This is a genomic window from Rhizobium sp. ARZ01 (assembly GCF_014851675.1).
Classification (GTDB): Bacteria; Pseudomonadota; Alphaproteobacteria; order Rhizobiales; family Rhizobiaceae; genus Mycoplana.
In genome coordinates, this window is sequence record NZ_JACVAE010000001.1 from 2,389,795 (window position 1) to 2,413,726 (window position 23,932).

Below are 23,932 nucleotides of genomic sequence, written 5' to 3' on the forward strand. Positions count from 1 at the left end.
GAACGGCAAGGAGTTGGGCGCAACGCAAAAAGCCGGGCTCAAGGCCCGGCTTTCCAATGCTTGTTATCCCATTCTGCAAACCTGCCCAGCAGGCGCGCCGATGCTTAGCTGTCGAGGAAGCTGCGCAGCTTGCGCGAGCGGCTCGGGTGCTTGAGCTTGCGCAGCGCCTTCGCCTCGATCTGGCGGATACGTTCGCGGGTGACCGAGAACTGCTGGCCGACTTCTTCGAGCGTGTGGTCGGTGTTCATGCCGATGCCGAAACGCATGCGCAGCACGCGCTCCTCGCGCGGCGTCAGCGACGCCAGAACGCGGGTCGTCGTCTCGCGCAGGTTCGCCTGGATGGCAGCGTCGATCGGCAGCAGCGCGTTCTTGTCCTCGATGAAATCGCCGAGGTGTGAATCTTCTTCGTCGCCCACCGGGGTTTCGAGCGAGATCGGCTCCTTGGCGATCTTCAGCACCTTGCGGACCTTTTCGAGCGGCATGGCGAGCTTTTCCGCCAGTTCCTCCGGCGTCGGCTCGCGGCCGATCTCGTGCAGCATCTGGCGCGAGGTGCGGACGATCTTGTTGATCGTCTCGATCATGTGCACCGGAATACGGATGGTGCGGGCCTGGTCGGCGATCGAACGGGTGATCGCCTGCCGGATCCACCAGGTGGCATAGGTCGAGAACTTGTAGCCGCGGCGGTATTCGAACTTGTCGACCGCCTTCATCAGGCCGATGTTGCCTTCCTGGATCAGGTCGAGGAACTGCAGGCCGCGGTTGGTGTATTTCTTCGCAATCGAGATCACGAGACGGAGGTTGGCTTCCACCATCTCCTTCTTGGCGATGCGTGCCTCGCGCTCGCCCTTCTGCACCATCGAGACGATGCGGCGGAACTCGGCGATCGAAATGCCGGTTTCGGTTGCGAGATTCTGGATCTCCTGGCGGATATCGCGGATCGTCGCGTTCTCGTTCTTGGCGAATTCCTTCCAGCCGCGGGCGGCGAGGTTACCGATCGACTTCATCCAGTTCGGATCGAGTTCGGCGCCAGAATACTGCTCCAGGAATGAATCGCGCTTGACGCCATAGCTTTCGGCAAGGCGCAGCAGGCGGCCCTCGTTCTGCATCAGGCGCTTCGAGATATCGTAGAGCTGCTCGACCAGGCTATCGACGCGGTTCTGGTTGAGCGACAGCGACTTGACCGCCGTGATCAGCTCGTCCTTCAGCTCCTTGTAGCGGCGCTCCTGGGCGGGCGATAGCGTGCCGGTGGCGGCAAGGCGGGCTTCCACCTGCTGGTCCTGCAGCTTGCGCAGCTTCTTGTAGGTCTCGGCGATTGTATCGAGCGTCTCCATTACCTGCGGACGGAGCTCGGCTTCCATGGCCGCGAGCGAGAGGTTCGATTCGTCGTCGTCCTCTTCCTCTTCTTCCGGAGCCGGCATGTCGCCGCCGACATTGGTGATGTCGTCGTCGCTCGGCGTACGCGCCTTCTTCGCCTTTTCCTTCTCCTCGGCCGCCTTGCGGTCGGCCTCGATCTTCTCGGGGCTCTGGAACTGCGGGGCAGCCTTGGCTTCAGGCCCGGAATAGGTGGTCTCGAGATCGATGATCTCGCGCAGCAGCGTCTGGCCTTCGTTCAGCTCGTCACGCCAGATGATGATGGCCTGGAAGGTCAGCGGGCTCTCACAGAGACCGGCGATCATCGTTTCGCGGCCGGCCTCGATGCGTTTGGCAATGGCGATTTCGCCCTCGCGCGACAGCAGCTCGACCGAACCCATCTCGCGCAGGTACATGCGAACCGGATCGTCGGTGCGGTCTGTCGGTTCCTTCTTCTTGGCGGTCGCAAGCGCGGTGCCGCCGGTCGAGGTCAGTTCGCCGCCCTCGCTATCGCCTTCGTCGTCGCCGTCGTCGTCGCCGCCCTGGGCTTCCTCAGCGTCCTCGTCCTCGATGACGTTGATGCCCATTTCAGACAGCATCGACATAGTATCCTCGATCTGCTCGGAGGTGACCTCCTCAGACGGCATGACCGAGTTCAGTTCGTCCATCGTGACATAGCCGCGCTTCTTGGCGGCCTTGATCATCTTCTTGACGGCATCATCGGAAAGGTCCAGAAGCGGGCCGTCCGGTGCACCTTCGCGTTCGGTTTCGGCTTCTTCGTTTTCTTTGACCTTGGTTGCCATCTATTCTTCGCTTTCCTGGAGTATCCGTTTCAAACCGTTGAGAACTGCGCCGGCGCCAGTCTGCATCCCGGCGCCCTGCCAACCAGTTTCACTGACCTAACGGAATGAAACCTAAATCCTGATTAACCGCGCCTTCACTTCGAAGGCTGCGGACATGCTGCCTCGGTAACATGATTGACATGACTTCCCGATCCGCCGTACCCATCTCACCTGTGCCAGAAATGGTGATTCCCAGAATTTTCGGTTCCGTCAAGCTCTTCCGCCAAAAAACCCTGAAAACCCTTTGATTCGGGTCTTCAAGGCCAAAGGCGCCGGTTGCGGTTGCTGCACAACATGTAGGGATGGTCGCGAAAAAGACAAGGGGCGGCACCGCTCGCTGATTCGCGGCCCGTTTTCTGCCCCTCACCAGTCCATCACCACCTTGCCGGAATTGCCGGACCGCATGGCCTCGAAGCCGTCACGGAAGTCGTCGATCGAAATGCGGTGGGTGATGATCGGAGCGAGATCGAGCCCGCCCTGAACGAAGGCGATCATCTTGTACCAGGTCTCGAACATCTCGCGCCCGTAGATGCCCTTCAGCGTCAGCATCTTGAAGATCACCTTGTTCCAGTCGATGCCGAAACCATCAGGCGCGATTCCGAGAATGGCGATCTTGCCGCCGTTGTTCATCGCGTCGATCATCGAGCGAAACGCCGGCGGCGCGCCCGACATTTCTAGGCCGACGTCGAATCCCTCGGTCATGCCGATCTTGGCCATCACGTCGGCGAGGTCCTCCTTCGACGCGTCGACCACATAGTCGACGCCGACTTTTCTTGCCAGTTCGAGCCGCACCGGATTGATGTCGGTGATCACGACTTTGCGGGCGCCCGAGCGCTTCGCCACCATCGCCCCCATGATGCCGATCGGTCCGGCGCCGGTGACGAGCACGTCCTCACCGACGAGGTCAAAAGACAGTGCGGTATGCACCGCATTGCCGAACGGATCGAAGATCGCCGCAACCTCGTCCGGAACATCGTCTGGGATCGGCACGACATTGTGCTCGGGGATGCAAACGAACTCGCCGAAGGAGCCCGGCCGGTTGACGCCGACGCCTTGCGTGTAGTGACAGAGATGACCGCGCCCTGCGCGACAATTGCGGCACTTGCCGCAGACGATATGCCCCTCGCCGGAGACGCGTTCGCCGACATGGTACTTCGTCACGGCCGAACCAATCTCGGCGATTTCGCCGACGAACTCATGGCCGACGACCATCGGCACAGGTATTGTCTTCTGCGCCCACTGGTCCCAGTTCCAGATATGCACGTCGGTGCCGCAGATCGCCGACTTCTTCACGCGGATCAGCACATCGTTCGGACCGGGTTCCGGTACCGGAACCTGCTCCATCCACAGACCAACTTCGGGTTTCGACTTAACCAATGCACGCATCATGTTCGACATGACGAAATCTCCGCAAGCGATTCAGAAGATTCTTCAAATAACGCCGAGTTCGCGTCCCACTTCAGTAAAGACGGAAATGGCTTTCCTGACGTCAGCCTCGCTGTGGGCGGCTGACATCTGGGTGCGGATGCGGGCCTGGCCCTTCGGCACGACGGGGAAGGAGAAGCCGATGACGTAGACGCCCTTCTGAAGCATCCGCGCCGCCATTTCCTGGGCGAGCGCCGCATCCCCCAGCATAACCGGGATGATCGGATGCCCCTCGCCCGCCAGCCTGAAGCCGAGCTTCGTCATCTCGGCGCGGAAGAGATCGGCATTGGCATAAAGGCGGGCGCGCAGCGCGTCGCCGTGCTCGATCAGATCGAAGACCTTCAGCGAGGCGGCGGCGATGACAGGCGCCAGCGTGTTGGAGAAGAGATAGGGTCGCGAGCGCTGGCGCAGCCAGTCGACCACCTCGGCCTTGGCCGACGTATAGCCGCCGGAGGCGCCGCCGAGCGCCTTGCCGAGCGTGCCGGTGATGATGTCGACGCGCCCCTCGACGCCGCAGTATTCGGGCGAGCCCCGGCCGTGTTTGCCGACGAAACCGACGGCGTGGCTGTCGTCCACCATGACCATCGCCCCGTATTTCTCGGCAAGGTCGCAGACACCTTGAAGATTGGCAATGATACCGTCCATGGAAAAGACGCCGTCGGTGGCGATCAGCTTAAAGCGACTGCCTTCGGCCTTCTTCAATTCCTCTTCGAGGGCCGCCATGTCGTTGTTCGCATAGCGGAAGCGTTTGGCCTTGGAGAGGCGCACGCCGTCGATGATCGAGGCGTGGTTCAGCGCGTCCGAGATGATCGCATCCTCTTCGGAGAGCAGCGCCTCGAACAGGCCGCCATTGGCATCGAAGCAGGAGGAATAAAGGATCGTGTCCTCCATGCCGAGGAAGGACGAGATCTTCGCCTCCAGCTGCTTGTGCTCCTCCTGCGTGCCGCAGATGAAGCGGACCGAGGCCATGCCGTAGCCGTAGCGATCGAGCGCCGTCTTGGCGGCCTCGGCCAATTCCTCGCTGTCGGCAAGGCCGAGATAATTGTTGGCGCAGAAGTTCAGGACGCGCTGGCCGGAAGCGACCTCGATCGTACCCGCCTGCTTGGAGGTGATAACGCGCTCGGACTTGTAGAGACCGGCGGTCTTCAGGTCTTCGAGTTCGCTGCGCAAGTGGGAGAGGAAGGCGGCGGTCATCGGCAAGGTCTCCGAGAGGGCAGGATCGTGGCGTTCTATCATGCCGGCAGCCGTCGTGCAGCCGGGAAACGGAGGTGCATATAGTTCTCCCGGGTGATCCTGTCCGCGATCACCGTTCAAGGCGAAACGCGCTGGCGACCGGGCTACCGCAGCGTCACACCTGGCTCGCCGCATAGGCGGCGATCAGACCGTCGAACTCCTCCATGGCCGGAAACGTGTCGTAGCTGTGCGCCGCCGGCGTCTTTGCCCAGGGCAGCTTGGCATTGGTACAGGTCTCGATAAACGGGCTGTACCAGCCCGTGTCCTCCAGCATGGTTGGCCGAACGCCGACAAAGAAATCGAGGCCCGGCGTCCGCGTGAACATCCACGTCATGCAGTCCGGGCAGAAATGATGGCCAGCCTCCTTGTTCGCGCCGGCGATGACCGGCTCGCCCTCCGTGACGGCAAAGCCTTCCGCCGGGATCGCGGCGGTCAACGAGTAGGCGCTGCTCGACATGCGCTGGCAGCCCCTGCAATGACAGGCCATCGTCAGCAGCGGCGATGCGCTGATGCGGATTTTGACGCGCCCGCACCGGCACGCGCCATCCAAAGGTAGTTTCAAGGCTGTCATGTTGCTCTCCTCCACGTTTCGTTAATGGACAATATACTCGGATACCATGGGCCCGTTGGGATCAGTCGGCCGCCGCCCAGCCCGCGCCTATTCACCAGCATAATCCTCGATCACCCGCAGAAACGCCTCGCCAAACCGCTCGCGCTTGCTCTGGCCGATGCCGGGGATGTCGAGCAGTTCGTCCCAGTCGCTCGGCCGTTCCTTGGCGAGCGCGATCAGGGTGGCATCGGGGAAGACGACGTAGGGCGGCACGTCGAGGTCCTTGGCGATCGACAGGCGTTCGGCGCGCAGCTTTTCGAACAGTTCGAGATCGGAACCGGCAAGATCGGCTCGCTCACGCGCGGAGGCCGATTTCTGGCCCTTGGCGCGGCCGGAGACCGGGCGGTCTTTGCGGAAACCGACCTCGCGCTCGCGGCGGAAGACGGCGCGGGCCTCGGGCTCCAGCTTCATTGCACCGAAGGCCGTGTGGTCGATGCGGATCAGGCCCATGGCCAGCAACTGGCGGAAGACCGATTGCCAGGTACGGCCGGGAATGGCCTTGCCGGCGCCGAAGACCGGCATATCGACGTGTCCGAAGCGCTCGGTCTTCTCGTTGACGCTACCGAGCAGCACGTCGATGACATGGCCGGCACCAAAACGCTCGCCGGTGCGATAGACGGCCGCGAGTGCGGTGATTGCGGCCTCCGTGCCGTCCCAGGTTTCGACCGGGTTGCGGCAGGTGTCGCAATTGCCGCAGCCGCCGGCATGGGCCTCGCCGAAATGGCCAAGGATCGCCTGCCTGCGGCAGGAAACCGTCTCGCATATGGCGAGCAGCGCGTTCAGCTTGGCGCGCTCGACGCGCTTAATCTCCTCGGCCGCTTCCCCTTCGTCGATCATGCGGCGGCGCTGCATCACATCGGCCATGCCATAGGCCATCCAGACCTCCGACGGCTGGCCGTCGCGCCCCGCACGCCCCGTTTCCTGATAGTAGGCCTCGACCGAGCCCGGCAGGTCGAGATGGGCCACATAGCGCACATCCGGCTTGTCGATGCCCATGCCGAAGGCGACGGTGGCGACGAGGCAGAGGTTTTCCTCCTTCAGGAAGGCATCCTGATGGGCATCGCGAACGGCGCGGTCGAGACCGGCGTGATAGGGCAGCGCCCGGATGCCTTGCTTGTCCAGCCACTCGGCCGTGTCCTCCACCTTGGCGCGCGACAGGCAGTAGACAATACCGCTGGCATCCTTGTGGCGGGAAAGGAAGCGAAGAAGCTGCTGGCGCGGCTGGTCGCGCTCGACGATGTCGTAGGAAATGTTCGGCCGGTCGAAGGAGGTGGTGAACACCTTCGCGCCGGCGAGCGACAGCCGCTCGATGATGTCCTCGCGCGTGTGCGGATCCGCGGTCGCGGTCAGTGCGATCCGCGGCACGCCGGGATAACGCTGGGCGAGGCAGTCGAGCGCACGGTATTCGGGGCGGAAATCATGGCCCCATTGCGAGACGCAATGCGCCTCGTCGATGGCAAAGAGCGAGATTCGGGCATTGCCGATCAGATCAGTGAACCCCTCGGTGACGATGCGCTCTGGCGTGACATAGAGAAGATCGAGCTCGCCGGAACGGATCGCCCGCATGACGGCGACGGCCTCCTCGCGCGACAGCGAAGAATTCAGCGCCGCAGCGCGCACGCCAAGCTGCTTAAGCGCCTCCACTTGGTCGCGCATCAAGGCAATTAGCGGCGAGACGACGATGCCGACACCATCGCGGCAAAGCGCCGGAATCTGGAAACAGAGCGACTTGCCGGCACCGGTCGGAAAGAGCACGACAGCATCGCCGCCGCCCGCCACATGCTCGATAACCGCCTGCTGCTTGCCGCGAAAGGCGTCGTAGCCGTAGACACGCTTGAGCACGTCGAGGGGCGCGCGGGCGGCATCGAACAGGCGGTCGGTCGAAAATGGCGGATCGGGTCTTTCGGGCGGCATCGGTCTCTTTCGGGAATCGCCCGCGTATCATCGCCAGACGGCGCAGCGGTGCAAGGGGTGACGACCGAAGTTCCACGCCGTCCGGCAGCAAGCACCAGCGGCTGCTTCTGGCTCAAAGCAGACGTCAGGTCATGCGCTTGCCAGATGGTCGAAGAGGTTTTGAGCAGTCGGGGTTATATCAAGGCTAGCGGCGACGCACACTGAGAGGTGTCGCCGGGCCCATGCGTCTACCAGCGGCGTAATGGAAATGCGACATGTTCGCTTGCACCGTCGAGCCACTGTCTCTGGAACAACCGCAACGCCAACACCATCACCTGCCACTGAACATATTGCTTCGAACGTGCGCAGCCTGATCCGGCATCGGAGCTTTACGCCGAGCCTGTCAGCTTGAGCGTCAATATGACCTTGCAGTGCGCCGCCTTCCAGACCCACGAAATATTCTTCAGCGAGGCCGGAGAACCGGACTTCTTTTTCAGCCGCGAGCCAATGTGTCTGGGCCGACACCACTACGAGCTTGCTCACCGCAAAGGGTTTGAGAACCAGTTCCTCGTTAGCGGCTGCATCCGACAATACGCCGATGTCGGCAAACCCTGCCGCCACGTTGCGTGCAATCTCATGACTCTGGCGCTCCCGAAGATCAACATCGACCTGCGGATGCGCGGCAAGCCATGGCGACAGTCGTGCCGGAAGAACTTCCACGATGGCCGCTGTGTTGGCAACAACACGGATGCTCGCCCGTATCCCCTTCGCGTAGCGCCCTAACTCTCCACGCATGAGAGCGGCTTGATTGAGAATTTCGCGGGCATGATGGGAAAGGGCTTCACCCGCCTCCGTCAGAGCTACGCCCCGGCGACCCCTTTCCAACAGCCGAACCTGCCCCGTTGCCTCCATCTCCCGCAGTCGATCACTGGCCGCAGCAAGAGAGAGTCCGATGTCCGCCGCGCCGTGGGTGATGCTGCCAGCGTCAGCGACGGCGAGGAAAAGCCTTAGGTCAGTGAAGTCAAAGCGCATTTTGGAAGGTTACAACTGATCCAGCCTTCGGTCTAGGCGAAGGCTGGCTACGGAAGTGCCGCATTGTGGATGATCTCGCAGAGCGTATGAGAAAGATCATGAACGACCTCTCAATCTCTTTGCTGCTCGCTGTCACTGCTACATTCTTTGCCGCCGGTATCGTCAAAGGTGTGGCCGGCATGGGCCTCCCGACCGTTGCGATGGGTATTCTCGGCGGACTGCTCTCACCGCTTGCGGCAGCATCGTTGCTCATCATCCCGTCGTTCGTGACAAACGTCTGGCAATTGCTAGCTGGTCCGAGCTTCATGGGCATCGTGCGGCGGCTTTGGACGATGACGGTAGGGATCTTCGCCGGTACGCTGGCCAGTACGTCTATGCTGACAGGCGGCGCTACTAGGCTGAGCACCTTTATGCTTGGCCTCGCGCTCACTGTGTACGCCGTCTACACGCTGCTCGCAAAATCCTACCACATCAACCCAAGACATGAATGCTGGCTCTCGCCTGGGATCGGATTGATCACGGGCCTCATTGCAGGTGCAACAGGCGTGTTCGTCATTCCGGCTGTGCCGTATGTCCAGGCGCTCGGTTTTGAAAAGGATGATCTCGTTCAGGCACTCGGCCATTCCTTTACGGTTTCTACGGTTGCGCTTGCCGTCGGGCTCGCTTCAAGTGGGGCGTTCCATATTGAAGGACTATCGCTTTCTGCACTTGCTATCGTCCCGGCATTGGTCGGGATGTGGGCGGGCCAGTACATCAGACGAGCGGTCAGCCCCGCCATGTTCAAACGCTGTTTTCTGATCGCACTTGCGCTACTTGGCGCAGAGATGATGTTGCGTAGTGTCTGGTAGTCCTATTCCTCTAGCATGACCAGTTGTGGGGCGAAGCGGACGAAGGCCGAGGACTGCTTTAGGCGCACAACGCGGTCATGCCCTGCGAGCAAAAGATAGCTAGTCTTGCACGGTGTCCGCTGCACGTCAGGCCGGCCAGCCATTTGTAAATGTTGGGCGCGCGGCTTAGCTTTGCTCGCTTGTGAGCCTTGGGAGGATTCATGCGATGAACGAACTTTCAGCGCCGAATCCAGTTTTGGAGCTGGTCCTCGGCACTCTGACAATGATTGTCATAATTTTCGTGCACGGCGTGGGCATCCGGGCGATCAACCGGCAGTTCAGCAGGTGCTGGATTCACGTAAGCGACACCACCCCACTTTGGCGGCTTGATGGGATGCTTGCGCTGATCATCGGATCTCTGGCAACTCTACACTTCACAGAAACGCTGCTCTGGGCCGCCCCCGTGTTTGCGTTGGGACTCATTCCTTCTTTGCGTGATAGCTATTACTACGTGCTGCAGAGTTATACGACGCTTGGCACGGGAGTCGTCAGCTTGCCGGATCAATGGCGGTTGATCGGCCCCATCATAGCGATGTCGGGCTTGTTCACATTCGGGTGGACTGCCAGCGTTCTGGTAAGCGTGATGACCGAGTTCGGGAAGATGGACAGGGCACGGGCCGAACGCCACAAGGGCCGCAGTCCGTCCGAGGATGCAGGTGGGCGAGCATGATCGCCTGCACTGTTCAAGGCGCCGGCCCCTCCGCCTGAATGAGGTTCGCCCCTTCTGGGCGGGACAGTCATCTAGTTCCTGATGCCATATGCCGCTTGGGAGCGAGCGGACACGCCCTGGCAGCAACTAGGGCCGCAAGACGTGAAGAGCGTCAACCGCGCCGCGCCGCCTCGATTGCGGCGACGTCGATTTTCCTCATGGTCATCATGGCATCAAACGCGCGCTTTGCTTCGTCGCCGCCGGCTGCCAGCGCGTCCATCAGGACCCGCGGCGTGATTTGCCAGGAAATCCCCCACCTGTCCTTGCACCAGCCGCACTCGCTCTCCTGGCCGCCGTTGCCGACGATGGCATTCCAGTAGCGGTCGGTCTCCTCCTGATCGTCGGTGGAGATCTGGAAGGAGAAGGCTTCATTGTGTGCGAACACGGGCCCCCCGTTCAGGCCGAGACAGGGAATCCCCGCAACTGTGAATTCGACCGTCAACACGTCGCCCTCCTTGCCTGCCGGGTAGTCGCTGGGCGCACGGAGCACGGCACCCATCCTGCTGTCAGGAAAGATCCCGCAGTAGAAGCGAGCGGCAGCCTCGGCGTCCTTATCGAACCAGAGGCAAATCGTATTCTTTGCCATTGGGTGCTCCTTTCGGTGAACCTCACGCTGAAACTGATCGTCCCATTCCCAGCACTGCATGGTGGGACCGAGAACCTTGCATTTCACCCGGAATGAGAACTCGAACTGATCATCGGCTGGTGCGAGCGGTCGAAATTTCAAACCGGGGAAGGTCGGAAATTCCATTTTGTCTGAGTCTACACGCAACCAGTCGACGCGTCACCTTGCTCTTCCACTCGAGGCGCGCACCTCCAGCTCCGAGGAGCGTGCCAAGCTTTAGTGTTAGGTTCGTGCACGCCTTTTACACGGTGTTGTTGTACAACCTCTACCAGGACGCGCTTACGCTGGCGGTCGGATGAGTTTACAATTTCCCTTCCCAAACGGCTTGTGCGCGAGCCGTCGGAAAGCGACCTGAAGTGCCTTGCGATCCAATGGATTCGCTTTGTGCGCTTTAGCTCCTGTTTTCACGCATGTCTTTCTCCCGAAACCTGTTCCCGCGTTCGGGAGACATACTCTAGCGAGGGAGGAAACCATGACGCAGGTGGATCCCAACATATCGCGTGCGTGGCATAGACCGGTGCTCGGCGCGGCCGTGCTGACCATGGGCGTGCTGCTGAACGGAACGAACGCAGGAGCCGGCTCCGTGGACAAGGCCGCATTCGGAAACACGCAGGACGGCAAGGCTGTCGAACTCTACACGCTCACCAATGACAAGGGCGCGTCCGTCAAGTTCATCACCTATGGGGGCATCATCAAGGAGATCAACGTTCCCGACCGCTGGGGCAGGCTCGGCAACATCGTGCTCGGGTTCAAGGAACTCGCCGACTACGAAACCAAGAACCCCTATTTCGGCGCCTTGATCGGGCGCTACGGCAACCGCATCGGCGGCGCCAAGTTCTCGCTCGACGGCACGCAGTACCAGCTCGCCGCCAACAATGGGCCAAACAGCCTGCATGGCGGCAACAAAGGCTTCGACAAGGTTGTCTGGGCGGTCGAGCCGCAGACCGACGCGAACGGGGCGGCAGCAAAACTCAGCTACACGAGCAAGGATGGCGAGGAAGGCTATCCCGGTACGCTCACAGCCCAGGTCATCTATACCCTGACCAATGACAACGAACTGCGCATCGGCTACGAGGCGACGACGGACAAACCGACCGTGGCCAATCTCACGAGCCATTCCTACTTCAATCTCGCCGGTGACGGCATGGGCGGGATCGGCGATCACATCCTGACGATCAACGCCGATCGCTACACGCCGGTCGATGCGACCCTGATCCCGACCGGGGAGCTTGCCTCGGTGACCGGTACGCCGTTCGATTTCCGCCAAGGGGCGCCGATCGGCGCACGCATCCGCTCAAGCGACCCACAGATGGTCTATGGCCGCGGATACGATCACAACTTCGCACTGAACCGATCGGGTGATGGGCTTTCGCTTGCCGCACGGGTCTACGAGCCGCGCTCGGGCCGGATCATGGAGATCACGACCACCGAGCCCGGCATCCAGTTCTACAGTGGCAACTTCCTCGATTCGACGCTTGTTGGCCCGACCGGTCAGCAATACCGCCAGACGGACGGCTTCTGCCTCGAGACGCAGCACTTCCCGGACTCGCCGAACAAGCCGGACTTTCCGACGACGATGCTGAAACCGGGCGAAACGCTGAAATCGACGACGGTACATAAGTTCTCGACCGATGCGCCCTAGAGCGAGCGCAAGTTGCAGGCGGGTTCGATCGGTTGTGGGTCATGGAGTGGGCGCGAATCCATGCGGAGTTCGCCGCACTGGCTCTGCTTTCGCAGAGCCAGTGTAGAGGTCCATTGCAAGCCCGGCGGTTCGCTCACGGACGCCGAGGAGTTCCGCCATGAGCGAAGACGCATTCAACATGTCGATCCGCAAGTTCCTGAAGGAAGTCGGCGTCACCTCACAGCGTAAGATCGAGGAGGCGGTGCGCGAGGGGCAGATCGGCGGCAAAAAGCTGAAGGTGCGCATGACGCTGACCGCGGAGGGCACCGGCCTCAACCACGTGGTGGACGGTGAGATCGATCTTCCATAGGACGGGCGCGGCGAAAGTCCGACACGTTTGACGCGGCTGAAAGCGGTCGAGACGGATCAGCATATCGAATGGGTATCACCGGAGTCGATGCAGCACACCACGCTCTTGCGACGCTTGAGGAGCGTGAAAGATGGGCAACGCACCTTCGGCCCAGCCCAAAACAGGAGGCACGACCTTTCGCGACCGCGTTGAAAAATTGCGCCTGGCCAGCGACGCTTTCGTCGGCCTGACTGCCAGCAGATCACGCGAACCGGACGGCACTCCTCGCGCGCGCCTTCGCGGCTTCTTCCTCACGGTCGCGTGGCCGTTGCGACGTCTCCAGGGAATCGAGCAGTTCGCGGGCGCATTCTGCGATTGACCTTACCGCGCGATCGAATGCCGCTTCATTCCGCTTCGACGGCCTGGTCGTTCCGCTCAGTTTGCGCACGAACTGCAACGCAGCATCGTGGATCTCCTGGTCCGTCGCCGGCGGATCGAAATTGAACAGGGGTTTTATGCTTCTGCACATAGGTCGCTCCCGGTTGCCCTCGCCTCCCTCTCCCTGTTGGGCCTTGATGGGGAGAGCTCGATGCCTGCTGCTGGTTGTCGGAGGCCCTCTCAACTTTCGTCCGGCATCAAGACAGAATACGCCACGACAGCCGCAGCGCCCAGCCGCTCCTCATTTGGCCGGATTTAAGTCCGATGAAATATTCCGTCATATGGTCCGCGATCGCCGCCATGAAATGTCGGCCGACGAAACTGTTGACTACGTTCAGAGCGCTAATGTCGCCCAAAAGCGCGACCAGGGCGAAGAAAAGTGCCGGCCGGGGCGAAGACGAGTGAGGGTTCTACTCTCAATGATCCATAAATTCAGCGAGCTACTGCGAGCCGCTTGGTGAATACCAAACTCTGAACTGTCGGGAAGAGCATTCCGAGCGTCAGGATGACGATTGCGACAAGCTGGAGGGATGTGAGAACTTCGCCCAGCACGACCCACCCTGTCAGCGACGTCGCGACGGGTATGCAGGGCATGAACAGTGATGCGCTTTGTGGTCCGAGTTGGCGAACCGCATAGGTGTAAAAGACGATCGACGCCGCGCCGGCGAGAAACCCCTGAATGAAAAGTTGCGTGAGAATCTCGTTCAATGAGGCTTCGGAAAGCCCGCTTGGTGCAAGAACATGCAGCAACGGGACAGTCAGGCAAGACAGGAACACGACGGCAACCGTCGCTGTAACGGCGTTCAGCGCCCACCGCCGGACGAGCACTGCATAGGCGGCAAACATGATGCCCGATCCAAGAAACAGACCGTCACCAAACATTGCGCTGCCTGTATCGATGCCGGTTTGAAAAACGAAGAGCAGCAGCCCGAGCATGATTGCGCCGATTCCAACGATGCGCGCCCCGGAAATCTTGTCGTCAAATACAAGACGGGAAAGCAGAAAGGAGAAAAACACGACCGAAGCGGGCGAAAGGGCTGCGGCATGTGCTGCCGGCGCATAGGTCAGACCCCAGTTGATCACGAGAGGGTACGGCAGCCCGGTCAAGAGAGCCAGCACGCACCCACGCCTCCACCCGAGCGCCTTTAGATTTGCAGTACCGCTTCGCCAGACAATGGGGAGAAAGACGAGGCTCGCTCCCGTGAAGCGCAGGCTGACGATATCGGCCGCGGTCAAATGTTCGCGCAGGCTGAAGCGCGCCGCAACGAATTGAACTGCCGTGATGGCAACGACAGCCAGCCCGGCAAGCACCGCCAACCGTTTGGTGTTCCCTGTTGTTTGTGTCATCAACCGCGCCCTCCTCCCGATCTGAAGTGAACGCAAGTTATTGCGCCGTTGTGCGCGTTGAAATATGGTTTGTTCGCTAGTTTAGAGCGATATTCACTTCATAAAGGAATAATTTGCGTGAAATCAGAACTCGATGGTCTTGACGGAATTGACCGCAATCTTCTGCGGTTGCTGCAGGAAGACGGCCGCCGTACCACGCTCGAACTGGCGACCCGGGTCGGCCTGTCGCCGACAGGTACGAGCCAGCGGGTCAAGCGCCTGTTTCGCGAAGGGTATGTAAAGGCGGTCAGGGCGATCCTCGATCCGCAAAAGATCGGCCGTGGAACGGTCGTGTTCATTCAGGTTCGGCTGGACCACACAGCGCCGCACGTCTTTGATCGCTTCTCCGAGGCGGTGGCCAAAGCACCGGAGGTCCTCGAATGCCATATGGTGATTGGTGGATTTGACTACCTGGTCAAGGCAAGGATCGCCGACATGTCATTGTTCCAGGACTTTCTGGAGCGGGTGATTCTGCCATTGCCGGGTGTGAGGGAAACACACACCTACGCTGCCGTTGCAGATGTAAAGCCTGATGCCCTGTTGCCGGTGTGATTGCCGGAAAATTCAGGGCTAATGTCTTCTGGGCGCTTACCGCTTGTGGACAACAACCCACGGCAAGCGCCAGAAGATCATACACGTGCGCCGGTCGGTTCATCCTGCTCCAGAGAGTAGCAACATCCCAACCGAAACAATCTTCGGCTACATCTTGGCGACCGCCTCTATCGCATCCGCCAATGTGGTATCGGGGCTCTCCTTGCAATAGGCGACAACCTTCTCCGCGTTGGCATGCGCTTTTTCACCATCAATCATCGGATTGCCCGCCTTGCCGTGAACATAGCCGTTCACCCACATGGCGACGCCAAGAGTCCTGGCGGGCGGCATTGCGCCGACCTCCTTGCAGGTGAGTTTTGACATGTCCATTTCCGCGGCCAATGCCTGGCCAGCCAGACCGATACCTGCAACTGCGAGTACAACTGAAACGAGACGCGTCATGGTCGTCCTCCAAAAGAACTTCCTCGGCTGGGATAAGTTTTGCGCTTATAGATAGGCCCAAAGAAAAACCGCAATAAAAACCGAAACCTTTCTCGTTTCAGGCACTGAATTTGCAGTTTTGAGGGCAAGGAACAATAGCACAGCATCAACGAAAATACGAGATTTTTGAGCCGATATTTAACACGCCATCTAAATTAAAGATCAGAAATATTCAAGAACGCTCCGCAGAACTCCAACACGAAGACAGTCGCGGAACCGAAATTCCCTTGCAGGTCAAAGTGTTATTACAGATCCGAGGACTATCACGTCGCGAACCGACGGCGGCTGATTGCGAAAGGTCATACGCTTCGCCGCTACCCCTTTGCCGGCCCCTTGACGCGGCCGGACATGACGCCGAAGCCGTCGATGATGGCCTCCTGATTTTCCAGGCGCTTGGTTTCCATCTGCACCTCCTGCAGGGCGCGCAGGATCTGCGGGACGCGCTCGCCGTCGCCCTCCTCGGTGGCTTCCGCCAGTTCGCGCTCCAGTTCGCGACGCTGCCACAGAAGGGCGCGGGTGCGCTTGTGCAGCGCCAGCGCCTGCAGATAGCTCTCGCGGGCGTCAGAAGCCGCGGCATCCTCCGTGGCGGTCCAGAGCCGGGCATTGCGCACCTGCTGATCCATCGTCTTCAGCATCGCGGCAAAGTCCGCCGCCTCCAACTCTTCCATCAGGCGATCACGCGTGAGGCGTTCGCCCATCGCTGCGGCGATGCCGAGCACGGCGGACCAGAAGCGCTGCAGGTCACGATTGTCGAACTCGATCGCGGCCACCTCGTCGTATTCCTCGAAGAGGATCTGCGGATGATTGACGATGGTCAGCGCCAGTGCCGTCTCGCGTAGCGCCGGAAGCTCCTGCGCGCCACGCACCAGCGTGGAGCGAGCCAGCCCATCCGAAATAGTCGACGGCGTCGACGACTGGGTACCGACCGGCGCATTGCGGCCGCCCTGTTGTCGGCCCTGCCGTCCCCCGAAGCTACGTCGCTCCCCACCCTGCCGGGACACAGGCTGGAAGAAAGCATTCAGCCGGTCGCGCATGTCCTGCTGGTAGTGACGGCGCACATTTTCGTCGGCGATCACCGAGACAAGCTGCTTCAGCCGCGCCTCCAGCTCGGCGCGGCTTTCCGGCGTGTCGTAGCTGCCACCACCGGCCTCGCGGGTCCAGATCATCTCGGCAAGCGGCCTTGCGCCGGAAAGAACCTTATCGAATGGTTCGCGCCCCTCATGGCGCACCAGATCGTCCGGGTCCTTGCCGTCGGGCAGCAGCGCAAAACGCACGGTTCGACCGGGCTTGATATGCGGCAGCGCCAGCTCGGCCGCGCGGTTGGCGGCGCGGATGCCCGCACCGTCACCATCGAAGCAGAGGATCGGCTGCGGCGTCATTTTCCAGAGGAGATCGAGCTGGTTCTCGGTCAGCGCTGTGCCGAGCGGTGCCACCGTATTCTCGATGCCGGCCTGGTGCAGCGCGATCACGTCCATATAGCCTTCGACGGCGATGATCGTGCCCACCCCGTTTTCCTCATGCACGGCGCTGCCGGCGCGGCCGGCCGCCTTGCGGGCGCGGGCGAAATTGTAGAGCACGTTGCCCTTGTGGAAGAGCTCGGTTTCGTTCGAATTCAGGTATTTCGCCGGCGCATCCGGCGACATGGCGCGACCGCCGAACGCGATCACCTTCTCGCGCGATGACAGGATGGGGAACATGATGCGGTCGCGGAAGCGATCGTAGGAGACGGGAATCTCCGGGCCGTGCACGACGAGACCGCATGCCTCGATCTGCTCCTTCGGCACGCCCTTGCCGGCCAGATGTTCCTTCAGCGCGTTGCGGCCTTCGGTCGCGTAGCCGAGCCGGAAGGTCTCGATGGTGCGCCCGCTCAAGCCGCGGTCGCGCAGGTAGGCGCGGGCACGCGCGCCGGCTGCCGACTGCAACTGCTCCTGAAAATAGGCGGTCGCCATTTCCATGACGTCAAGAAGCGACGTGCGCTCCTTCTCGCGCCGCTCGGCCTGGGCGTCCGGCTGGGGCATTGCAACGCCGGCCATGTCTGCAATCTGCTGCACGGCTTCGGGGAAGCTCATGCCGTCCAGTTCGGTCAGGAAGCGGAAATGGTCGCCGGAGACCCCGCAGCCGAAGCAGTGATAGCGGCCCTTGCGATCCTCGCAATGAAAGCTCGGCGACTTCTCGCCGTGAAATGGGCAGCAGGCCCAGTAATCACCGCGCGAGACATTGGTCTTCTTCCGGTCCCAGGTGACGCGACGGCCGACCACGGCCGATATCGGCACCCGGTCGCGGATCTCGTCAAGGAAGGAAGGGGAAAAGCGCATAGTGAAACGTCGTCTCTATTGTCGTCGGAGGCCGGGCCAGCCTGTATCGTGAGAAGGATGCGGGCGCAACAATAGGACAAGTTCCCGACGGGCAACAGTGCAAGACGAAAGCGATGTGGGAGAAGCCACTCCGCAAGTTGAATTGACAGGACGCCACACGCAGGCAAAGAGAGAGGCAGCCTTCCAGTTCAGGACCGCTATGCCGATCTCTTCCTCAGCTCTCGCCGCCGATCCACGCTTCTTCGCCGCCGTCCAGCAGGGCGCGCAGGCGCTCCTGCAACTCCATGACGGGGACCCGCGCGTTGGCGCACTATTCTCGTCGCAGCAGCGCTGGCTCATGTGCCATGCAGGCTTTGCGCTGGCCTGTACCAAAGATGCGCGCGTAGCTGGAAGTGGTCTATATGCCTCACGCTTCATTGAACTCATCACGGAAAAAAAACGTGGCGAGCAGAAACACGGCTGCCGATTTTATCAAGGAGATTGTAGATATCGGCTTCGCGTATCCGGTCGAGCAGCATAGCGATCGCCGTAAGCGGCTACTGCAAACAACCGACGTCGCGCATCAATCAATGTCGCACTGGCTCGAACTGCACCTGTCGCTCCTTGACGGCCTTGACGGAGGCAATCGCGCCGACTGCTATCGCTCCGATCCGGCAATGATCGGCCACCTGCAGCCGATGGTGGCCGGGCAGTTGCTCGACGCGCGCGGGGTCCGAACCCAAGGGCCTGCCTTCGACCTTTTCACCTGGACCAATGCCGGCGGAATGGTGATGGACCAGCTAATCGCATCGATCGAGGCTTGCGGCGAAATCGACGGACTTGCGGCTGAGCGGCTTCCCGCCGGCACCATCTCGGTCAACGAAGTTTCGCGCCGTTTCAACATTTCCCGTACCCATGTGAAACGGCTCTTCGACAAGGCGATCGAGATGGGTGACGTCGGCTGGAACGCGGGACGCGGGGGAGCCTCGGTCTGGGTGTCGCAGCGGCTGTTGCGCGAGTACTTGCAGTACCAGGCAGATAAGTACGCAATCGTGGACATGGCATTCCACGACCTCATTGTCGGGGGTGGCGGCACCCGGGGCCTAGCCCCATCCGGAGTGAGCAGACACGGCTGAACCGGCCGCCTGAAACGGCAACTCAGCCGCGTGCTCCCCCGCATCATCATGACAGAAGCTTCAGCACCCGGTGCCCCAAATTCCCGGCAAAGTCGGCAATCGAGGCCGGCCACCTGAACCGAAATTACTTCAGCAGGTCCTTCACCACGCCGGAGGCCTTGGCGAAATCCATCTGTCCCGGATAGCGCTCCTTCAAGGCATTCATGCACTTGCCCATGTCGCGCAAGCCGTGCGCACCGGTCTCACTGATGATGCCGGCACAGAGTTCGCGCACCTTTTCCTCGGAAAGCTGCTCCGGCAGGAAGCCGTTGATGACTGCAATTTCCTCACGCTCCTGAGCGGCGAGCTCCGGGCGGCCGTTGTCTTCGTAGATCTTCGCCGATTCTTCGCGCTGCTTGATCATCTTTGCCAGGATCTGCTTGATGCCATCATCATCGACCGGATCCTTGCCGGCGCCGCGATTGGCGATATCCCGATCCTTGATCGCAGCCTGGATCAGACGCACCGTCGAAACACGGCGCGCGTCCTTGGCCTTGAGCGCATTCTTGAGGCATTCTGCGAATTGCTCGCGCATCATAATTCTCCGCTGGACGACACCCGCAGCTGGTCTTGGCGGGTCGCTTTTGCGTCCTGTTTGTCTTCCTGTTCGTGCGCTCTCATAGACCAGCAATGCCGAAGTGATCAAATTGATCACCTAAAGCTTTGAATTAAATGGATTTATATTTCCAGTCAATTCACAGGGAGCGGTTGACCGAGGGCCCTGCTTTGTCTATTTTCCGGCACCTGCACGAAATTTGCATGTAGTGGCCTTGCCGCGGAACTTCCGCGCGCCCACGTTTGCGACATTAAATGGCGGCTGACCCGACGCCTTTCAAGGCGAGCCGGTCTGCGCGCCGGAAAAGGGATGACCATGACTTCAACCGCCCCCTGGACCAGCGAAAAGCCGACGGCCGTACTCGTTCTTGCCGACGGAACCGTGATCGAAGGCAAGGGCATCGGCGCGACCGGAAAGGTCCAGGCCGAAGTCTGCTTCAACACCGCGCTGACCGGCTACCAGGAAATCCTGACCGACCCCTCCTATCTCGGCCAGATCGTCACGTTTACCTTCCCCCACATCGGCAACATCGGAACCAATGACGAAGATATTGAAGACCTGACACCGGCCGCGCGTCACGGCGCAGTCGGCGTGATCTTCAAGGCCGACATCACCGATCCCTCGAACTACCGCGCCGCCAAGCACCTCGACGCCTGGCTCAAGGCTCGCGGCATCATCGGCCTTTGCGGTATTGACACGCGCGCGCTGACCGCCTGGATCCGCGAGAACGGCGCGCCGAACGCGGTGATCGCCCATGACCCGAGCGGTGTCTTCGACATCGAGACGCTGAAGGCGGAAGCCAGGGCCTGGAGCGGCCTCGTCGGCCTCGACCTTGCCAAGGTGGCCTCCTCCGGCCAATCCTCGCGCTGGAGCGAGGAGCCCTGGGTCTGGAACGAAGGCTTCGATGACCTCGCAGACGGCGACGCCAAGTACAACATCGTCGCTCTCGACTTCGGCGTGAAGCGCAACATCCTGCGCCTCTTTGCCTGCCTCGGCTGCAAGGTCACCGTGATGCCGGCAACCTCGAGCACCGATGAAGTACTGGCGCAAAAGCCGGATGGCATCTTCCTATCCAACGGCCCGGGCGATCCGGCCGCGACCGGCGAGTACGCCGTGCCGGTGATCCAGGACCTGATCAAGTCCGGCATCCCGATGTTCGGCATCTGCCTCGGCCACCAGATGCTCGGGCTTGCCGTCGGCGCCAAGACCGAGAAGATGCACCAGGGCCATCACGGCGCGAACCATCCGGTCAAGGACCACACCACCGGCAAGGTCGAGATCGTCTCGATGAACCACGGCTTCGCCGTCGCCTCCGACTCATTACCGGCGGGCGTCGAGGAAACGCACGTTTCGCTCTTCGACGGCACCAATTGCGGCCTGCGGCTGACCGGCAAGCCGGTGTTCTCGGTACAGCATCACCCGGAAGCCTCGCCCGGCCCGCAGGACAGCCACTACCTCTTCCGCCGCTTCATCAACCTGGTGCGCGAGAAGAAGGGCGAAGAAGCGATCCCCGAACGGGCGTGAGCGCTTCGGCAGAGCAGAATTTTGAAAGGCCCGGGGCGGTTGCACGCTCCGGGCCTTTTTCGTTCGAGGTGGCCTGCAAACGGCTAAGAGAACCGCAGCTTAGGCTGCCTGCTCACGCCCCTCCCGCGACAGTAGTACGTAGTATCGCCAGCAGAGCATGACGGCAGCGGCGGCGAGCCCGAAGAGGAAGCCGAGCCAGACGCCGATGCCGCCCAGGCCGAGGGGAAAGGCGAAAATCCATGCGCAGGCAAATCCGATCGGCCAGTAGGCGATCAGCGCCAGGATCATCGGCACGCGCGTATCCTTCAGCCCGCGCAAGAGGCCGGCGGCGATCACCTGCAGACCGTCGACAAGCTGGAAGATGCCGGCGATGACGACGAGCGGCCCGGCATAGGCAAGCACTTGGGCCGCCTCAGGTGACTGCCGGTCGAGGAAGATGCCGGCGAGCGTCGTCGGCATCAGCGCAAAGAGCACCCCGCCGGCAACAGCAATCACGCAAGCGACGACGGTTACAGAAATCGATGCCCTGACCACGCCGACGTGGTCGCCTTTACCGCGCGCCACGCCGACACGAACAGTTCCTGCCTGTGCGAGGCCATACGGAATCATGAAGGCGATCGAGGCGAGTTGCATGGCTATGCCATGTGCGGCAAGCTCGATCGTGCCGATCGAGCCCATCAAGAGCGAGGCAACGGTGAACAGGCTGACTTCGGCGAGAATGGTCAGGCTGATCGGCAGGCCGAGATGCAGCACCTCGAAGAAGGCCGGCCAGTCAGCGCGCCAGAAGCGCACGAAAAGCTCATAACGCCGCATCTCCGGCCGGCTCTGGACATAGGCCACGATCAGAATGAACGACAGCAGGTTTACGCCGAAGGAGACGATCGCCGCCCCCTCCATGCCGAGTGCGGGCAGGCCGAAATGGCCGAGCACCAGCGCATAAGCGAAGATGGCGTTGACGATCAGGATGACGATGGTGATCTGCAGGATGATCCCCGCCTTGCCATGCGCGCTGACGAGCCCGCGCAGGGTCATGAAGAGCAAGGCCGGCGGCATGCCCCAATGGGCGATCGCCAAGTACTTGTGCGCAAGGGCTGCCACCTCCGGCTTCTGGTCGGCAAACAGCAGGATGGTCTCCGCATAGGAGAAGATCGGCACAGTCAGCAGCGAATAGAGCAGTACCGCCCACATGCCCATGCGCACGGAGCGACGGACGGACACCACGTCGCCGCGGCCATAGGCCTGCGCGACCATCGGGATGACGGCCGTGGCAAAACCCGAGCCGAAGATGAAGATGGTGAAATAGAACTGGCCCGCAAGCACCATCGCCGCCAGATGCGCAGCACCCAGCCGACCGAGGATGACGACATCGGTCGTGTGGATGCCGAGTTGGGCCAGCTGCGCACCGACTAGCGGGACGCCAAGGGTGAGCGTGGCGCGGACATGAGCCGCCCAACTGTTGTCTTCGCGCTTTGCGATTGTGTGCATGATTCTGCTACCTTTCGGTCGCTTCCGACCATATCGGCGCATGCCGATCAATCGATTTGCGTTGATTCATCGATCAAAAATGTAAAAGTGGCGCGAAAGCGCACTCTTTCGAGAAAGAATTCGGCGAAATTGAAGCGGATATCGCCGGATCGAACTCCGATTCCGGCAAAAATGCATTGAAACGAAAAGGCCTCAGGTCGCCGCTTCGACCGCTTCCGCCCCCTCGCCCGGTCGCCCCCGAACCTTCAGGACGAACACCGCGACGCCCGACAGCAGGATGACCGCGGCCAGCGCATAGGGCGCACCGGCAAACGAAAAGGGTGCCGCAGGTCCGGTGAAAAAGCCGAACATCTGCGTGAAGATTAGCGGACCGATGATCGTGGTGATGCTGGACAGGCTCGAAAGCGCGCCCTGCAGCTCGCCCTGCGCCGAGGGCGGGACCTTGGCGGCTGCGATCGAGCGCAGCGGCGGATCGGCCAGGTTCTCGATCGTCGTCATCACGATGACCGCATAGACCATCCACCCCTGCCATGCTGCCGCATAGCCCGCAAGTCCGAGTACCGAGAACGACAAGCCAAGTGCCACCGTTCGCCATTCGCCGAGCACGGGCACGACCCGCGGCAGAAGGAATGCCATGACGAGGGCGGCACCGACGCCGAAAATGCCGAGCGATAGCCCGATCTGCCCCTCCGACCAGCCATAACGATAGGCCGAGACGAAAGACCAGACGGCCGGATAGACGGAATGGGCAAGCCAGTAACAGAAGAAGACAAGCATCACCCAGATGAGACCGGGGTAGCCGCGCATCTGCTTCAGGGCGCCGAGCGGATTGGAGCGCGCGAACTCGAAGCGGCGGCGATGCTTCTCCTGCAGGCTCTCCGGCAGCAGTGCCCAGGCGATAGCAAAGTTGAGGAAGGCGAGAAGTGCCGCACCATAGAACGGAACGCGCGGTCCGAACTCGCCGAGCAAGCCGCCAATGACGGGGCCGAGAGCGAAGCCGGTACCAAAGGCGATGCCTATACGGCCAAAATTCTTCGCCCGCGTCTTGTCGGTGCTGACATCGGCGATATAGGCGGCGGCCGTACCGAAGCTCGCGCCACTGATCCCAGCCAGCACCCGGCCGACGAACAGCATCCAAAAGCTTGTGGCGAGCGCACAGATCAGATTGTCGATGGCAAAGGTCAGGACGGAGACGAGCAGGACCGGCCGCCGGCCGAACCGGTCAGACAGATTGCCGATGAGCGGCGCGAACAGGAATTGCATGGCGGAATAGACGAACAGCAGCCATCCCCCGTCGATCGCCGCCGTACCGATGTCCGCACCGGTCAGTTGTTCCAGAAACGCCGGCATCACCGGCATGATGATGGCAATGCCGATAACATCGAGGAACATGATCATGAAGACGAGGACGAGGCCGAGGCCCCGGCGGACGTTTCTTTCATCGTTCATCGGAGGCATCCCAGCGC

21 protein-coding genes are annotated in these 23,932 nt (G+C 61.3%); 7 read left to right on the forward strand and 14 right to left on the reverse strand.

Features of this window, described 5'->3' with window-relative positions:
• Nucleotides 1–104 precede the first annotated feature (104 nt).
• From rpoD to IB238_RS11395, 6 genes are all read right to left on the reverse strand, one after another.
• Nucleotides 105–2,153, reverse strand: coding sequence for an RNA polymerase sigma factor RpoD (rpoD, locus tag IB238_RS11370; protein WP_192246265.1), 2,049 nt, complete (start codon nt 2,151–2,153; stop codon nt 105–107).
• A gap of 402 nt (nt 2,154–2,555) precedes the next feature.
• On the reverse strand, nt 2,556–3,590 hold the full coding sequence (tdh, locus tag IB238_RS11375) for an L-threonine 3-dehydrogenase (protein ID WP_192246267.1): 1,035 nt from the start codon (nt 3,588–3,590) through the stop codon (nt 2,556–2,558).
• 33 nt (nt 3,591–3,623) lie between these two features.
• The gene (locus IB238_RS11380; protein ID WP_192246269.1) at nt 3,624–4,811 is read right to left on the reverse strand and encodes a glycine C-acetyltransferase; all 1,188 of its coding nucleotides are present in this window, start codon (nt 4,809–4,811) and stop codon (nt 3,624–3,626) included.
• A 154-nt stretch (nt 4,812–4,965) separates the two neighbouring features.
• Nucleotides 4,966–5,421, reverse strand: coding sequence for a GFA family protein (locus IB238_RS11385; protein ID WP_192246271.1), 456 nt, complete (start codon nt 5,419–5,421; stop codon nt 4,966–4,968).
• Nucleotides 5,422–5,508: 87 nt separating this feature from the next.
• On the reverse strand, nt 5,509–7,374 hold the full coding sequence (gene recQ, locus IB238_RS11390) for a DNA helicase RecQ (protein WP_192246273.1): 1,866 nt from the start codon (nt 7,372–7,374) through the stop codon (nt 5,509–5,511).
• A 129-nt stretch (nt 7,375–7,503) separates the two neighbouring features.
• The gene (locus IB238_RS11395) at nt 7,504–8,385 is read right to left on the reverse strand and encodes a LysR family transcriptional regulator (protein ID WP_192246275.1); all 882 of its coding nucleotides are present in this window, start codon (nt 8,383–8,385) and stop codon (nt 7,504–7,506) included.
• 98 nt (nt 8,386–8,483) lie between these two features.
• Between IB238_RS11395 and IB238_RS11400 the strand changes: the two genes are divergently transcribed.
• Nucleotides 8,484–9,233, forward strand: a complete 750-nt coding sequence (locus IB238_RS11400; RefSeq protein ID WP_192246277.1) for a sulfite exporter TauE/SafE family protein — start codon at nt 8,484–8,486, stop codon at nt 9,231–9,233.
• Between the two features lie 205 nt (nt 9,234–9,438).
• Nucleotides 9,439–9,942 carry an ion channel gene (locus IB238_RS11405; RefSeq protein WP_192246279.1) on the forward strand — a complete coding sequence of 168 codons (504 nt, stop codon included), beginning with the start codon at nt 9,439–9,441 and terminating at the stop codon, nt 9,940–9,942.
• 151 nt (nt 9,943–10,093) lie between these two features.
• Here the strand turns inward: IB238_RS11405 and IB238_RS11410 are convergent, their stop codons facing one another.
• Nucleotides 10,094–10,567: a VOC family protein gene (locus IB238_RS11410; protein WP_192246280.1), complete on the reverse strand. Its 474-nt coding sequence runs from the start codon at nt 10,565–10,567 to the stop codon at nt 10,094–10,096.
• 511 nt (nt 10,568–11,078) lie between these two features.
• Here IB238_RS11410 and IB238_RS11415 point away from each other — a divergent pair.
• Nucleotides 11,079–12,248 (forward strand): aldose epimerase family protein, encoded by a 1,170-nt coding sequence (locus IB238_RS11415; RefSeq protein ID WP_192246282.1) that lies wholly within the window; start codon nt 11,079–11,081, stop codon nt 12,246–12,248.
• 157 nt (nt 12,249–12,405) lie between these two features.
• Nucleotides 12,406–12,597: a DUF6494 family protein gene (locus IB238_RS11420; RefSeq protein ID WP_192246284.1), complete on the forward strand. Its 192-nt coding sequence runs from the start codon at nt 12,406–12,408 to the stop codon at nt 12,595–12,597.
• Nucleotides 12,598–12,838: 241 nt separating this feature from the next.
• On the opposite strand, the gene IB238_RS11425 is transcribed toward IB238_RS11420, so the two are convergent.
• Entirely contained in the window at nt 12,839–13,105 is a 267-nt protein-coding gene (locus IB238_RS11425) for a DUF2277 domain-containing protein (RefSeq protein ID WP_192246286.1), read from the reverse strand.
• Nucleotides 13,106–13,446: 341 nt separating this feature from the next.
• Nucleotides 13,447–14,361, reverse strand: coding sequence for a DMT family transporter (locus tag IB238_RS11430; protein WP_192246287.1), 915 nt, complete (start codon nt 14,359–14,361; stop codon nt 13,447–13,449).
• A gap of 117 nt (nt 14,362–14,478) precedes the next feature.
• Here IB238_RS11430 and IB238_RS11435 point away from each other — a divergent pair, with 117 nt between their 5' ends.
• Nucleotides 14,479–14,952 carry an Lrp/AsnC ligand binding domain-containing protein gene (locus IB238_RS11435; protein WP_192246289.1) on the forward strand — a complete coding sequence of 158 codons (474 nt, stop codon included), beginning with the start codon at nt 14,479–14,481 and terminating at the stop codon, nt 14,950–14,952.
• Nucleotides 14,953–15,099: 147 nt separating this feature from the next.
• Here the strand turns inward: IB238_RS11435 and IB238_RS11440 are convergent, their stop codons facing one another.
• Both IB238_RS11440 and dnaG read right to left on the reverse strand, forming a co-directional pair.
• Entirely contained in the window at nt 15,100–15,393 is a 294-nt protein-coding gene (locus IB238_RS11440; protein WP_192246291.1) for an HdeA/HdeB family chaperone, read from the reverse strand.
• Between the two features lie 353 nt (nt 15,394–15,746).
• Nucleotides 15,747–17,747, reverse strand: a complete 2,001-nt coding sequence (gene dnaG, locus IB238_RS11445) for a DNA primase (protein WP_192246293.1) — start codon at nt 17,745–17,747, stop codon at nt 15,747–15,749.
• A gap of 440 nt (nt 17,748–18,187) precedes the next feature.
• Here dnaG and IB238_RS11450 point away from each other — a divergent pair, with 440 nt between their 5' ends.
• Nucleotides 18,188–18,862: a hypothetical protein gene (locus tag IB238_RS11450; protein ID WP_192246295.1), complete on the forward strand. Its 675-nt coding sequence runs from the start codon at nt 18,188–18,190 to the stop codon at nt 18,860–18,862.
• Nucleotides 18,863–18,986: 124 nt separating this feature from the next.
• Here the strand turns inward: IB238_RS11450 and IB238_RS11455 are convergent, their stop codons facing one another.
• Nucleotides 18,987–19,436, reverse strand: coding sequence for a GatB/YqeY domain-containing protein (locus IB238_RS11455; protein WP_192246297.1), 450 nt, complete (start codon nt 19,434–19,436; stop codon nt 18,987–18,989).
• A 336-nt stretch (nt 19,437–19,772) separates the two neighbouring features.
• On the opposite strand from IB238_RS11455, the gene carA reads away from it, so the two are divergent.
• Nucleotides 19,773–20,981, forward strand: a complete 1,209-nt coding sequence (carA, locus tag IB238_RS11460; protein WP_192247693.1) for a glutamine-hydrolyzing carbamoyl-phosphate synthase small subunit — start codon at nt 19,773–19,775, stop codon at nt 20,979–20,981.
• A gap of 99 nt (nt 20,982–21,080) precedes the next feature.
• On the opposite strand, the gene IB238_RS11465 is transcribed toward carA, so the two are convergent.
• A complete protein-coding gene (locus IB238_RS11465; protein WP_192246299.1) occupies nt 21,081–22,466 on the reverse strand; it encodes an MATE family efflux transporter in 1,386 nt (461 codons plus the stop codon).
• 192 nt (nt 22,467–22,658) lie between these two features.
• Nucleotides 22,659–23,915 (reverse strand): TCR/Tet family MFS transporter, encoded by a 1,257-nt coding sequence (locus IB238_RS11470; RefSeq protein ID WP_192246300.1) that lies wholly within the window; start codon nt 23,913–23,915, stop codon nt 22,659–22,661.
• Nucleotides 23,916–23,932 lie beyond the last annotated feature (17 nt).

Bases quoted from the DNA above. Each gene is read 5' to 3' on its own strand.
- rpoD (WP_192246265.1), bottom strand. From the start codon at position 2,153: ATGGCAACCAAGGTCAAAGAAAACGAAGAAGCCGAAACCGAACGCGAA.
- tdh (WP_192246267.1), bottom strand. From the start codon at position 3,590: ATGTCGAACATGATGCGTGCATTGGTTAAGTCGAAACCCGAAGTTGGT.
- IB238_RS11380 (WP_192246269.1), bottom strand. From the start codon at position 4,811: ATGACCGCCGCCTTCCTCTCCCACTTGCGCAGCGAACTCGAAGACCTG.
- IB238_RS11385 (WP_192246271.1), bottom strand. From the start codon at position 5,421: ATGACAGCCTTGAAACTACCTTTGGATGGCGCGTGCCGGTGCGGGCGC.
- recQ (WP_192246273.1), bottom strand. From the start codon at position 7,374: ATGCCGCCCGAAAGACCCGATCCGCCATTTTCGACCGACCGCCTGTTC.
- IB238_RS11395 (WP_192246275.1), bottom strand. From the start codon at position 8,385: ATGCGCTTTGACTTCACTGACCTAAGGCTTTTCCTCGCCGTCGCTGAC.
- IB238_RS11400 (WP_192246277.1), top strand. From the start codon at position 8,484: ATGAACGACCTCTCAATCTCTTTGCTGCTCGCTGTCACTGCTACATTC.
- IB238_RS11405 (WP_192246279.1), top strand. From the start codon at position 9,439: ATGAACGAACTTTCAGCGCCGAATCCAGTTTTGGAGCTGGTCCTCGGC.
- IB238_RS11410 (WP_192246280.1), bottom strand. From the start codon at position 10,567: ATGGCAAAGAATACGATTTGCCTCTGGTTCGATAAGGACGCCGAGGCT.
- IB238_RS11415 (WP_192246282.1), top strand. From the start codon at position 11,079: ATGACGCAGGTGGATCCCAACATATCGCGTGCGTGGCATAGACCGGTG.
- IB238_RS11420 (WP_192246284.1), top strand. From the start codon at position 12,406: ATGAGCGAAGACGCATTCAACATGTCGATCCGCAAGTTCCTGAAGGAA.
- IB238_RS11425 (WP_192246286.1), bottom strand. From the start codon at position 13,105: ATGTGCAGAAGCATAAAACCCCTGTTCAATTTCGATCCGCCGGCGACG.
- IB238_RS11430 (WP_192246287.1), bottom strand. From the start codon at position 14,361: ATGACACAAACAACAGGGAACACCAAACGGTTGGCGGTGCTTGCCGGG.
- IB238_RS11440 (WP_192246291.1), bottom strand. From the start codon at position 15,393: ATGACGCGTCTCGTTTCAGTTGTACTCGCAGTTGCAGGTATCGGTCTG.
- dnaG (WP_192246293.1), bottom strand. From the start codon at position 17,747: ATGCGCTTTTCCCCTTCCTTCCTTGACGAGATCCGCGACCGGGTGCCG.
- IB238_RS11455 (WP_192246297.1), bottom strand. From the start codon at position 19,436: ATGCGCGAGCAATTCGCAGAATGCCTCAAGAATGCGCTCAAGGCCAAG.
- carA (WP_192247693.1), top strand. From the start codon at position 19,773: ATGACTTCAACCGCCCCCTGGACCAGCGAAAAGCCGACGGCCGTACTC.
- IB238_RS11465 (WP_192246299.1), bottom strand. From the start codon at position 22,466: ATGCACACAATCGCAAAGCGCGAAGACAACAGTTGGGCGGCTCATGTC.
- IB238_RS11470 (WP_192246300.1), bottom strand. From the start codon at position 23,915: ATGAACGATGAAAGAAACGTCCGCCGGGGCCTCGGCCTCGTCCTCGTC.